The sequence below is a fragment of the Wenzhouxiangella sp. AB-CW3 genome (genome assembly GCF_014725735.1).
In the GTDB taxonomy this organism is placed as follows: domain Bacteria; phylum Pseudomonadota; class Gammaproteobacteria; order Xanthomonadales; family Wenzhouxiangellaceae; genus Wenzhouxiangella.
This window is the reverse complement of record NZ_CP061368.1, coordinates 2,525,815-2,538,677: the sequence shown is the minus strand read 5'-3', so window position 1 is coordinate 2,538,677 and position 12,863 is coordinate 2,525,815. Positions and strand designations below refer to the sequence as shown.

The window sequence follows — 12,863 nt, the reverse complement described above, 5'->3', positions numbered from 1 at the left end:
GGACAATGAGTCCGATCAAGGAAGAGGAAATCATGAAACTAGTCAACAAGCTCATGCTTCTGCTGACCTTTGCAGTACTTGCAGGGACAGCCGTCGCTTCGATTGAGCCGACCTCGGGGCGTTTTGTTCAGACCGATACTGACCTTGTGGTTCAGACGCCTTCCGGGAAGGTGCCCTGGCAACGCGAATGGCGGGATGGACGTTGGCAGTTCAATCGTCGTTGGGCCGATCTCAGCATTGAGTATGATGCTGCAGATGGCTCGATTCGACGCATTCTGCGCAACAACAACGCCTATGAGCCCACCAACTCCGCTGCAACACGCTTCCGGTTCGGGAAGCGTCTCAGAATCCGGAAGACTGACGATGGATTTCGCTGGTACAACCGCGATGGTGAGTGGATCGACTACGATTCCGACGGTCGGATTCTCGAGTTCGGCGGCAGAAACCAGATCACGGTCCGCTTCGAACGTGATGATCAGGGTCGGATCTCCGATGTTTTCGATCATAACGACGAGCTAATCTACTCTCTCGATTACGAGGCAGGTGATCTGGTGGCTGTCGAAGATCGTGTGGGGCGTCGTGTTGCCTACCACTATGCGGGTGGTCGTCTATCCGGAGTTACCGATGTCAGAGGTGCTATCTGGGCTTTCGAATATACGAATGATCAACTGAGTACAATCACCGACCCCCTGGATCGAGAAACCACCATACGCTACACAGCCGATAGCCGTGTCCACCAGATTGAACGGCCAGGAAGAGGGGTAACGGAGTACCGTTTCGATTATCTCAATGCACAAAGACAGTTCTACCTGCGCACCACTCGACCGGGCAATCATGTGACTGAGGCATGGTATGACCGTCGGGGTGAACTGTTGAGGAGAGATGTCAATGGCGATACCGTGAAACGTGTAGAGAAGGATGGACGTCGGCGTATCCATATTGATTTCAACGGGCACCGCACCATTCATCATTACGACGAATTCAGGAATCGAACGGGCATCACCTGGCCCGATGGCAGTCAGACCGTTGTCGAGTACGAGCATGGCTTTTCACGGCCGATTCGTGAAATTGACGAATCCGGCGTCATCACCAGGCACCATTATGATGAGAGAGGAAATCGCACCCGAACCATCGAAGCCAAGGGTACTCCACTCGAGCGCATCACAGAAACGGATTACGATGAGTTTGGCCGTCCGGAAGTGATCCGACGACTGGGCGATGAAGTGACCGAGAAGGCCGTGACCCTGCTGAAGTATGACGACTTCGGCAACCTTAGAAAACTGGTCAATCCCGAAGGCGCAGAGACTACTTTTACCCACGATGTGATGGGGAATGTACTCACCCGGACCAATGCCCTGGAAGAAACATGGACATATACCTACGATGATGGAGGGCTGCTGACCAGCCAGACCAACCCTGAGCAGGAGACAACAGTCTTCGAGTATGACGAGGTTGGCAACCAGGAGAAAGTTGTTCACCCCGATGAAGCTGAAACCGAGATGGTCTATGACGATGCCGATCGCTTGGTCAAGGTCATCGATGCCGAAGGTGGGGAGCACATCTACGATTATGACGAGGCTGGCAACCGCATCAAGGAGACCGATCCGGCAGGCAAAATCACGGAATACGACTATGATAACGATCGGCGATTGGTCAGCATCACCGACGGTGACGGGAATCAGACGATTTTCCACTATCCGGAAGAGGGTGGCCAGCATCATGGCGATCGCCACCAGCCGATCAAGATCGAGTACCCCACGTTCGAACGGCATCTGGAATACGACCGCCGGGGCCGAGTTATTGCCCAGACCGACCGCTGGCTGGGCGAGACGGGCTGGAAGGAGCAGACCAGCCGAACCTTCCATGACGAGCGCGGACACCAGAAGCGAACGGTTGATCCGGCCGGGCGCGAGACTGAATACTCTTTTGATGAGCTGGGTCGCATGGTCTCGGTGACCGACGCGCTGGATCAGACCACCGAGTATCACTACGACAACCGTGACAACCTGGTCGGGCTCACCGACGCCAACGGCAGCACCCACACGTTCAGCTTCGACCGCGCTGACCGGATGCGAACCGAGGCGCGGCCGATGGGACAGACCATTCAGTATGGCTACGATGCGGCCGGCCAGCTCACCGAGCGCACTGACCCCATGGGCAACCGCGCGGAGTATGAATACGATGGTGCCGGGCGCCGGATCGAAGTGCGGCACTTTCACCACGACGATCTCGATACCCCCGAGCGCATCGTTACCTTCGACCACGATGAAAAAGGCCGCCTGATCGGCTACGATGACGGGGTGATGAGTGGTGAATACAGCTACGACGCCCTGGGCCGAAAGTCGGCAGAGACGGTGAACTACCCCGATTTCTCCAAAACGCATGAGAAAACCTGGCATGCCAACGGCCGCCAGGCCAGCCTGACCGCGCCCCACGGCACCACCTACAACTTCAGTTGGGATGAAGCCGACCGATTGCAGTCGGTGGTCATTCCCGGAGAGGGCGTGATCGCCTATTCCGAGTACCAGTGGCACCAGCCGACCCGGATCGAGTTTCCCGGCGGCACCGTCCGGGAAAACACCTTCGACGGCCTGCAGCGCCACACCGGCATCCGGGTCACCAACGAGTCCGAACAGACCCTGATGGACTACGCCTACACCTGGGACGAGACCGGCAATATCACCGAAAAGGCGACCGAACACGGCCCCTATCGGTACGACTACGACGCCATTGACCGACTGGTCGAGGCCGAGTATCCGACCTTCGACCCCGAGCAGTGGACCTACGACCCCCTGGGCAATCGCATCACCGATGCCCGCACCGGCGAGCAGGAATGGGAATACAACGACAACAACGAACTGCTCGACAGCATTGAGCACAGCTTCGAGTACGACGACAACGGTAGCCTGATCGCCGAATACCACCCTGACGGCACGCTCTATCGCAGCCACGAATACAACGCAGAGACTCGCCTCTCGGCTGTCAGAGACGGGCAGGGCGAGTTGATCGCCGAGTATGCCTACGACCCGTTCGGAAGGCGAGTCAGCAAGACCGTCTACGACCCGCCGGGTCAAAATCCCGAGACCACCTGGTATGTCTACTCGGATCAGGGGTTGATGGCCGAACTGGATGAAAACGGCAATCAACTGGACTTCTACCTGTTCCCGCCGGATGGGCTGTGGAGCACCGATCCGATTTTCAGACGTTCGGAATCGAGTTACTTCTACTATCAGACCGATCACCTGGGTACCCCGCAGCAGTTGATTGACAGAGCTGGCAACCTGGTGCACTCACGCGAGATGCGAGCGTTTGGGGAGGTGGCCGAGAGTGGCATGGAGGATCGGTTGCGGTTTCCGGGGCAGTTGCATAGTGGGGAGACGGGGTTGTATTACAACTACCACCGAGACTACGCTCCCGGCCTGGGCAGGTATGTGCAGAGTGATCCGATTGGGCTTGGAGGGGGAGTGAATACCTATGCTTATGCTCTTGGGAATTCGCTTCTGTTTCGTGATACATTGGGGTTGGACCCTTGCGAGGATGATTGTGAAGGGCGGGAGTGCTGCTGCAAAGATGTTACTTCTGGACAAGCAGGAGCGGGTGCGACCAGGTGTTGTGATGGGGAGCCAGTGATCTGCATGAACCCCAATCTTTGTAGAGATGGAGAAATGAGGTCCAGCACGGGCTGTGAAATGCACACAAAATGTACTCGAGTCCATGAGAGACGACATCGCGACTTCCATGCTGACTGCAAAGGCAAAGCCGATGGTGATATTCCAAACTACAAGCCAGGTTTTGATCTCCCATCTTCTGAGTGCGACGCTCATCAGCAAGAGTTAAATTGTTTGCAGCGGGAAGAGATTAAATGTAGAGGGGATGTTTCCTGTCTGTTGGATGTTGAGAGCATCAGGGCCAATATTGCCAGACGTGCGGCTAAGTATGGGTGCAGACTTGAATAAGTTAGGATTTGAGGAACCTGTTACGCTACGGATGGCCTGTCCGACTGAGATTTTATGGTGCGTGGGTAAGATGGCGATTTTCATTAGAGCGATAATAGTACCATTCGTTACTCTTTCAGCCTTTGTGTATGCTGACCAGGCTGACGATCATCAGGCTGATAACGTTAAGTCTGCTCATTCAACCATGAGTGAGGTGTATCAAGTTGCTATAGATTTTGCTGAGTCGTTAAACATAGACACTTCTGGGTATAGCAAGCAGATTTGCCTTCGGCCATACAGAAATGAGTGGAGTGTTGCTTTTGACAACGAAGCTGCAAAATGGGCAGACTATTTTACAATCATAGTTGATGATCAAAGTCATGAAACTCGTATTATCCGCGGGCATTAGGCTTAATTCTCTGGATAGCGATGCACTTATGGGCTGGTGCCTGATGTCGAATTGTCTTTACGCTAGAGTCTCCTTTTACTGGAAAACTTTGCGCTTTGGTGGGGTTGTCGCAGTTTTTTTGCTTTCCGTATGTTTTTCTGCTGAAGTTTGTGCAGTGGGTTTGAGTGGTGAAGTGGGGGGGAGCAAGGAGTCTACAGATTTCCGCAAACCATCGTTTTCGGCGGCAGAGGTTTTTGATAGGGTTTCTGAGGCTGCATTGAATGAAGGTCATAATCTAGATGAATACGACCCCAGATATACAAGCGTTTGTTTTTCCCCGAGATCGATGGTATGGCTGGTGTTGTTTGTTGAGGTGTCTGACGAAGGCATGCGGCAAATTAGAGCGACTGTGGCAGAGGAGAGCGGCGAAATCGCAATCGAGTCTGGAAGTTTGCTTCGGGATGAGGGAAATGACAAAGAAAGTACAAAGGTACCATGTGAGGCTATCGAATAGTTACAGTCGTTGCCCTGCTGTGAAAGTTGGGCAATCGCATACCACTCGAGGCACCTGGAAACCGTGCACTACCCCGACTTTTCCAGCACCCACGAGAAGACCTGGCATGCCAACGGCCGCCAGGCCAGCCTGACCGCGCCGCACGGCACCACCTACAGCTTCAGTTGGGATGAGGTCGACCGATTGCAGTCGGTGGTCATTCCCGGAGAGGGCGTGATCGCCTATTCCGAGTACCAGTGGCACCAGCCGACCCGGATCGAGTTTCCCGGTGGCACCGTCAGGGAAGACAGCTACGACGGCCTGCAACGCCACACCGGCATCCGGGTCACCAACGCCGCCGATCAGACCCTGATGGACTACGCCTACACCTGGAATGAGACCGGCAACATCACCGAAAAGGCGACCGAACACGGCCCCTACCAGTACGGTTATGACCCCATCGACCGCCTGATTGAAGCCGAGTACCCGACCTTCTCGGCCGAGGAGTGGACCTACGACCCGCTGGGCAACAGAATCACCGATGCAAGCACCGGTGAGCAGGAATGGCAATACAACGACAACAACGAACTGCTCTCCAGCGTCGAATACACCTACGCATACGATGAAAACGGCAGCCTGATCGCCGAATACCATCCCGACGGCACGCTCTATCGCGGCCACGAGTACAACGCCGAAACCCGCCTCTCGGCAGTCAGAGACGGGCAGGGCGAACTGATGGCCGAATACACCTACGACCCCTTCGGCAGACGAGTCAGCAAGACCGTCTACGACCCACCGGGAGCCAACCCAGAAACCACCTGGTACTTCTACTCCGACCAGGGGCTGATGGCCGAACTGGACGAGACCGGCAACCCGCTCGACTTCTACCTATTCCCACCGGATGGTCTGTGGAGCACCGATCCCATCCTCAGGCGATCCGAAGGCAGCTATTACTACTACCAGACCGACCATCTGGGTACTCCGCAGCAGTTGATCGACCGCAGCGGCAATCTCGTTCACAGCAGAGAGATGCGGGCGTTTGGGGAGGTGGCTCAGTCGGGGATGGAGGATCGGTGGAGGTTTCCGGGGCAGTTGGAGAGTGGGGAGACTGGGTTGTATTACAACTACTTCAGGGATTATGAGCCTGGCACAGGCAGGTATGTGCAGAGTGATCCGATTGGGTTAAGGGGTGGGGTTAACGTCTTTGTGTATGGGCACATGAGCCCAACCTTTTACACCGACCCGTTAGGTCTATATAATCCAGAGAGAGGGCACCCAGACTTCGAGCACCCTGGGTATCCATGGACTGATCATGAGGAAGACGATTTTTCAGCCTGTGAGTATTACAGTGATGTCCATGAGAAGGTTGGATGTAGGTATCACAGTTTCGCATATGACACTTGTACGGGCACTGGATTTAATCGAAGTAGCTTTAGATCCAGAGGGGCTACCCCCTTCCTTAGAGCGTGCAATCTAGCCCTGAACCGCAGCAGAGTTAGAGCAAATGACAGAAACTGTATTCGTCGCTGCCTAGTTCGCGAGGATCAGAAAGCACGAAACGACCCTGAGTGCAGGACTGGTCCTGGCAGTTGCCCAATGGAAGAAGGATGCACATTGACACGTTGTATTGACTCGTATCATGACCAATGCTTTGAAGAGTGTGGAATGAACCCGCGGTGCTATGGCGGTAACTATTTTTCATATCCTAACGATGATGGCAGGTAAGATATGATTCTCTGGAGACTTTCGATCGCCCTGCTTTGGGTGGTGGCGACTTCAGTTGTCATCATTCATGTGCTCTGGATCTATTTCGGCATCACTACTCCAACTGCTGAATCTGGTTGGTCGGAGACTTCTGGCGATATCATGTTTTTCTTCTATGGGGGGATTAATTCAATAGCAACCGTACTTGTTGCGCTGTTCGCGAGTAGGCGGAAGCTTTGGAGTAGCTTGCTTGTTTCCCTGACAGCTATCCTCGCTTTAGGGTTGCTGTTCATTCTTGGTTGGGGGTTTCACGGTTTCGCTTTGAGGTTCTGGCTACTTCTTTTGCTAAACATTACCTTCGCGTGTTTTCTAATTTGGTATTGTGTACGGGGTCCTGGGAATGAAGTGTGCTTTCGTGCACAACCATAAGCAAAGCTGTGATGATCCGCCGGCTGGAGTGCATGAGATGGCCTCGAACTGAAGTCTGAGGTCTTAGTCGGGGCCGCGTTCTCCTTCCTCGAACACCAGCTCATCGAGGCTGATGTGCAGCATCCGGCCTAGCATTTTCTCTATGAAGCCTTCTGCTGCCTGATCAGCGCCTCCAGCATCTCGGTAATGAACTTCTGTTTGGCTCTGGGCATCAGTCCGATCTGCTCGATCTGGCGTTGAAGAATGGAGGCTGGGCCGCGCTTGGCCGGCTGCTTCTCCATTCCCACCAGTTCTTCCAGTGAGACTGCGAACCAGGGAAAACCAGGACACCCAGGATTCTAATGGCGGGGTCAGCGCAATGGCGGGTGGTTGGGTGTCGGAATTCTCACGAAAGTTGCTCCGAATCGCCGAGATCGGGCGGTTCGGGCAGTCTGGCGTGCAAGAGAGGTCGACGACCGGCACGGGCTGGCGCCGGTGCAGCCTGGAGGGTCACGCCTGGGTTAGGGCAAGGAAGGCTACCAGGGTAGTGGCTGTTCCCGCAGCTTCTGGAGTGCGAATTCCCCGGAAACACCTTTCATCCAACGCTGACCCAGTTCGACAGCCTTCAACATCAGTGATTCGGCCGAACCGATCGCGCGGTAATAGTTGCTCTCTGTCCCCTGGACGCGCTCCATCCACTCGGCTGGATGTTTGGCTACGCTCCAGAGACTTTCCGGCGGCATTTCTTCAGTCGCGGAGAGTTTGCCGCGCTTGTCGGGATGGGCCTGGAGCCCGGTCCAGCGGACCAGGTCGATGTAACTGGATTCTGTCAGATCCGAGAGGTTGTCTGCGTCGAGCCCGGCGACAGGTTTCAGTGCTTTGTCCTGCGAGCCTTTACCCAAGGACTTTGCACTGGCCGATTGAGCTGATTCGAGTCGGTACCGGACCGAGGTGTGCTCGGATTCGCGAAGCGTCTGGCACATGCCGGCTCGCACTGGATTGAGATCGACGTAGGCCATGCAGGAAAGAACGGCCTGCTCGTCCAGCAGCGCCTGACATTTGAACCGACCTTCCCAGAATCTTCCCGTACAATCGTCCTCCCGATTGGCCATTCGGGCAATTGGCTCGTTGAGCGCCCGCATGAACCAGCTGATTGAACCGAGGCGCTGACGAATGACGTCCAGGCGCTCGGCATTTCCGAGGAGAGCGAGGGTGGCGCGCTCGACGTAGGCTGGATCGTCGCGATCACTGATCGAGCCGGGGAATAGCGCCAACCAGCGCTCTGCAACTTCCCTGTCTGTCCATTGCCAAGGCGTGACCGGATCGCTACGCAGTACTGCATGGACGTGGTTAGACATTACTGCGTATGCGAACACAGAAACAGCAAAGCTCTCTGCGAGTTGAAATATCCGGTCTTCGATCCACTGACGCCGATGCTCGAAGTTCTTTCCGGTTAGCTGGTCCACGCCGCAGAGAAAAGCACGACGCACGCACCGGCTTACACAATGGTAGAAACCAGGCTCTTCATCACTGACCAGTTGGCTGCGTGGATACGTCATGGGCCAATGATGGCGCGAGATCCAGCGTGGTGAAATCCTAAGATTGTCGTGCTGTGTTGTAGGAGATTTCCTGCAGACTATGGGTGTCCTGTTTCCGGGAATACGACCGCCGGGGCCGAGTTATTGCCCAGACCGACCGCTGGCTGGGCGAGACGGGCTGGAAGGAGCAGACCAGCCGAACCTTCCATGACGAGCGCGGACACCAGAAGCGAACGGTTGATCCGGCCGGGCGCGAGACTGAATACTCTTTTGATGAGCTGGGTCGCATGGTCTCGGTGACCGACGCGCTGGATCAGACCACCGAGTATCACTACGACAACCGTGACAACCTGGTCGGGCTCACCGACGCCAACGGCAGCACCCACACGTTCAGCTTCGACCGCGCTGACCGGATGCGAACCGAGGCGCGGCCGATGGGACAGACCATTCAGTATGGCTACGATGCGGCCGGCCAGCTCACCGAGCGCACTGACCCCATGGGCAACCGCGCGGAGTATGAATACGATGGTGCCGGGCGCCGGATCGAAGTGCGGCACTTTCACCACGACGATCTCGATACCCCCGAGCGCATCGTTACCTTCGACCACGATGAAAAAGGCCGCCTGATCGGCTACGATGACGGGGTGATGAGTGGTGAATACAGCTACGACGCCCTGGGCCGAAAGTCGGCAGAGACGGTGAACTACCCCGATTTCTCCAAAACGCATGAGAAAACCTGGCATGCCAACGGCCGCCAGGCCAGCCTGACCGCGCCCCACGGCACCACCTACAACTTCAGTTGGGATGAAGCCGACCGATTGCAGTCGGTGGTCATTCCCGGAGAGGGCGTGATCGCCTATTCGGAATACCAGTGGCACCAGCCGGCCCGGATCGAGTTTCCCGGCGGCACCGTCCGGGAGAACACCTTCGACGGCCTGCAGCGCCACACCGGCATCCGGGTCACCAACGAGTCCGAACAGACCCTGATGGACTACGCCTACACCTGGGACGAGACCGGCAATATCACCGAAAAGGCGACCGAACACGGCCCCTACCGGTACGACTATGACGACATCGACCGCCTGGTCGAGGCCGAGTATCCGACCTTCGACCCCGAGCAGTGGACCTACGACCCCCTGGGCAATCGCATCACCGATGCCCGCACCGGCGAGCAGGAATGGGAATACAACGACAACAACGAACTGCTCTCAAGTGTGGAATACACCTTCGAGTACGACGACAACGGCAGCCTGATCGCCGAATACCATCCCGACGGCACGCTCTATCGCAGCCACGAATACAACGCCGAGACCCGCCTCACCGCCGTCCGGGACGGGCAGGGCGAGCTGATCGCCGAATATACCTACGATCCGTTCGGCAGACGAGTGAAAAAGACCGTTTACGACCCACCGGGCGCAAACCCCGAAACTACTTGGTACGTGTACTCTGATCAGGGCCTGATGGCAGAACTGGATGAAAACGGCAGCCAGCTCGACTTCTACCTGTTCCCGCCGGATGGGCTGTGGAGTACCGATCCGATTTTCAGACGTTCGGAATCAAGCTACTTCTACTACCAGACCGACCATCTGGGTGCACCGCAGCAGTTGATCGACAGAACTGGCAACCTTGTTCACAGCAGGGAGATGCGGGCGTTTGGGGAGGTTGCTCAAAGCGGTATGGAGGATCGGTGGCGGTTTCCGGGGCAGTTGGAGTCGGCGGAGACTGGGTTTTATTACAACTACTTCAGGGATTATGAGCCGGGGACTGGGCGGTATGTGCAGAGTGATCCGATTGGGTTGCTCGGAGGGTTAAATACTTACGCTTACGTGCGCGGGAATCCAGTTCTTTATTCGGACTCTCTGGGGCTGATGACCGACGAATGCTGTGATATTGATCCCGTTGATCGTTACGACTGTTGGTGGGTCACTCATGAATTTTTCACGAAGGTGGTTGATAGACGTTATGTTCCACCTGAGTATGTTAGTTGGGAGTTCTGTTGGCTCTTTCTAAAGCCAACTGCGGATCCGGGCGTGCCTGATCCTCGAACTCCTAGAGGTCGACATAGGCCAGGGTTCATTGGTTTGCAGTATGAATGGGAATGCAGAAGGGAAAGGACACTGGTTCGCCCAGGATATTGGGATATAACTGAAGAACAGTGGGTTAAAGGGGCGATGATGTGTAAGGATCTGTGTACGGATGAGGTGACCCCTCATCCAACTGAGAGGAGAGCTGATGATGTCCCGAACTTCTAGCAGGGATCGGGTTCGGGCATTGCAGGTTCTGCTAGTGCTGGCTGGCCATTTATATCTAGTTGGTTGCTTGGCGACTGAAGGGAATGGAAGCTTAGAGGATTGGGCATCCTCCGTGCTAGGTGAAGGGGACACGGTTATATGTATGACTAGTTATGATGCGGATTACTTTCTGGTAGTGAAAGATGACATTGGCATAAGGCTAGATCAGAGCATTGTGGTTGGCTTCACGGGTGGGCAGCCAGCTGGATATGCGAGGTCTGTGTCATTCCAGGATGTTGATGGCCGATACTTGGGTCGGGAAGGTTCGATTAACCAAAGATCTAGGGCGACGGTTGAGAGAGGACGACTCATTATTGAAAGTCGCAGTGAATACTTCCCGGTTTCGATGGAAGGCCTGGAGTTAGAGGATGTTGTTGTGACGATACGGGTCTCGAAAGATGAGAAGTCCAGCAAGATTGAGTATGGTTCCAGCGTATCGGACGAAAGTTTCAATTACACAATCGAATGCAGAGGGTAGGTGCTATCTTTGAATGGGGCCTAGCCTAAGAATCTAAGGTGTTCGAGATGGCCTCGAACTGAAGTCTGAGGTCTTCGTCGGGGCCGCGTTCTCCTTCCTCGAACACCAACTCATCGAGACTGATGCCCAGCACTTGGGTCAGCGTATTTTCTATGACGCCTTCTGCTGTCTGATCAGCGCCTCCAGCATCTCGGTAATGAACTTCTGTTTGGCCCTGGGCATCTGGCCGATCTGCTCGATCTGGCGTTGAAGGATGGAGGCCGGGCCGCGCTTGGCCGGCTGCTTCTCCATCCCCACCAGTTCTTCCAGCGAGACCGCGAACAACTTGGCCAGTGTCGGCAGCATCGAGGCGGGGATCTTGCGCGCTCCGGCCTCATAGGCGGCGATCAACTGCTGCGAGATCCCCAGTTGCTCGGCCAGTTGTATCTGGGTCAAGCCCAGTTCCTTGCGCAATCCGGCAACGCGCTTGCCAAGCTGCTTGAAAAAGACCTTGTCATCCTGCGTCATCTGCTCGTCCAACAGGCTGTAAGTGATCGATGGCATAGTAGTGGCTGTTCCCGGAGCTTGGTGAGTGCAAATTCCCCGGAAACACCTTTCATCCAACGCTGACCCAGTTCGACAGCCTTCAACATCAGTGATTCGGCCGAACCGATCGCGCGGTAATAGTTGCTCTCTGTCCCCTGGACGCGCTCCATCCACTCGGCTGGATGTTTGGCTACGCTCCAGAGACTTTCCGGCGGCATTTCTTCAGTCGCGGAGAGTTTGCCGCGCTTGTCGGGATGGGCTTGGAGCCCGGTCCATCGGACCAGCTCAATGTAGCTGGATTCCGTGAGATCCGAAAGGGTGTCTACATCGAGCCCGGCGACAGGCTTGAGTGCCTCCTCCTGCTTCCCTTTGCCCAATGCCTTTGCAATGGCCGATTGCGCCGACTCGAGTCGGTACCGGACCGAGGTGTGCTCGGCGTCGCGAAGCGTCTCGCACATGCCGGCTCGCACTGGATTGAGATCGACGTAGGCCATGCAGGAAAGAACGGCCTGCTCGTCCAGCAGCGCCTGACATTTGAACCGACCTTCCCAGAATCTTCCCGTACAATCGTCCTCCCGATTGGCCATGCGGGCAATTGGCTCGTTGAGCGCCCGCATGAACCAGCTGATTGAACCGAGGCGCTGACGAATGACGTCCAGGCGCTCGGCATTTCCGAGGAGAGCGAGGGTGGCGCGCTCGACGTAGGCTGGATCGTCGCGATCACTGATCGAGCCGGGGAATAGCGCCAACCAGCGCTCTGCAACTTCCCTGTCTGTCCATTGCCAAGGCGTGACCGGATCGCTACGCAGTACTGCATGGACGTGGTTAGACATTACTGCGTATGCGAACACAGAAACAGCAAAGCTCTCTGCGAGTTGAAATATCCGGTCTTCGATCCACTGACGCCGATGCTCGAAGTTCTTTCCGGTTAGCTGGTCCACGCCGCAGAGAAAAGCACGACGCACGCACCGGCTTACACAATGGTAGAAACCAGGCTCTTCATCACTGACCAGTTGGCTGCGTGGATAGGTCATGGGCCAATGATGGCGCGAGATCCAGCGTGGTGAAATCCTAAGATTGTCGTGCTGTGTTGTAGGAGATTT

General features: G+C 55.7%; 9 protein-coding genes. 5 read left to right on the top strand and 4 right to left on the bottom strand.

Going from position 1 to position 12,863, the window contains the following annotated elements:
• Nucleotides 1-32: 32 nt before the first annotated feature.
• The 4 genes from IC757_RS11095 to IC757_RS11080 all read left to right on the top strand — a co-directional run bounded on the left by IC757_RS11095 (nt 33) and on the right by IC757_RS11080 (nt 6,541).
• Nucleotides 33-3,956, top strand: a complete 3,924-nt coding sequence (locus tag IC757_RS11095) for an RHS repeat-associated core domain-containing protein (RefSeq protein WP_190974376.1) — start codon at nt 33-35, stop codon at nt 3,954-3,956.
• Between the two features lie 70 nt (nt 3,957-4,026).
• Entirely contained in the window at nt 4,027-4,344 is a 318-nt protein-coding gene (locus tag IC757_RS11090) for a hypothetical protein (RefSeq protein ID WP_223846100.1), read from the top strand.
• A complete protein-coding gene (locus IC757_RS11085; RefSeq protein WP_190974374.1) occupies nt 4,316-4,837 on the top strand; it encodes a hypothetical protein in 522 nt (173 codons plus the stop codon). Before IC757_RS11090 ends, IC757_RS11085 begins: the two co-directional genes overlap by 29 nt.
• Nucleotides 4,838-4,900: 63 nt before the next feature.
• Entirely contained in the window at nt 4,901-6,541 is a 1,641-nt protein-coding gene (locus tag IC757_RS11080; RefSeq protein ID WP_190974373.1) for an RHS repeat domain-containing protein, read from the top strand.
• A gap of 548 nt (nt 6,542-7,089) precedes the next feature.
• Here the strand turns inward: IC757_RS11080 and IC757_RS11075 are convergent.
• A complete protein-coding gene (locus tag IC757_RS11075) occupies nt 7,090-7,230 on the bottom strand; it encodes a hypothetical protein (protein ID WP_190974372.1) in 141 nt (46 codons plus the stop codon).
• A 234-nt stretch (nt 7,231-7,464) separates the two neighbouring features.
• Nucleotides 7,465-8,286 carry a transposase gene (locus IC757_RS11070; protein WP_190974371.1) on the bottom strand — a complete coding sequence of 274 codons (822 nt, stop codon included), beginning with the start codon at nt 8,284-8,286 and terminating at the stop codon, nt 7,465-7,467.
• A gap of 284 nt (nt 8,287-8,570) precedes the next feature.
• On the opposite strand from IC757_RS11070, the gene IC757_RS11065 reads away from it, so the two are divergent.
• Complete coding sequence (locus IC757_RS11065) at nt 8,571-10,718, top strand: RHS repeat-associated core domain-containing protein (RefSeq protein WP_190974370.1); 2,148 nt, start codon at nt 8,571-8,573, stop codon at nt 10,716-10,718.
• A gap of 667 nt (nt 10,719-11,385) precedes the next feature.
• Here the strand turns inward: IC757_RS11065 and IC757_RS11060 are convergent.
• A complete protein-coding gene (locus tag IC757_RS11060; RefSeq protein ID WP_223846099.1) occupies nt 11,386-11,778 on the bottom strand; it encodes a helix-turn-helix domain-containing protein in 393 nt (130 codons plus the stop codon).
• Entirely contained in the window at nt 11,739-12,593 is an 855-nt protein-coding gene (locus IC757_RS11055; protein WP_190974369.1) for a transposase, read from the bottom strand. The genes IC757_RS11060 and IC757_RS11055 overlap by 40 nt, the downstream gene beginning before the upstream one ends.
• Nucleotides 12,594-12,863: the final 270 nt, after the last annotated feature.

Coding starts and splice junctions, on each gene's coding strand:
- IC757_RS11095 (WP_190974376.1), top strand. CDS start 33: ATGAAACTAGTCAACAAGCTCATGCTTCTGCTGACCTTTGCAGTACTT.
- IC757_RS11090 (WP_223846100.1), top strand. CDS start 4,027: ATGGCGATTTTCATTAGAGCGATAATAGTACCATTCGTTACTCTTTCA.
- IC757_RS11085 (WP_190974374.1), top strand. CDS start 4,316: ATGAAACTCGTATTATCCGCGGGCATTAGGCTTAATTCTCTGGATAGC.
- IC757_RS11075 (WP_190974372.1), bottom strand. CDS start 7,230: ATGGAGAAGCAGCCGGCCAAGCGCGGCCCAGCCTCCATTCTTCAACGC.
- IC757_RS11070 (WP_190974371.1), bottom strand. CDS start 8,286: ATGTCTAACCACGTCCATGCAGTACTGCGTAGCGATCCGGTCACGCCT.
- IC757_RS11060 (WP_223846099.1), bottom strand. CDS start 11,778: ATGCCATCGATCACTTACAGCCTGTTGGACGAGCAGATGACGCAGGAT.
- IC757_RS11055 (WP_190974369.1), bottom strand. CDS start 12,593: ATGTCTAACCACGTCCATGCAGTACTGCGTAGCGATCCGGTCACGCCT.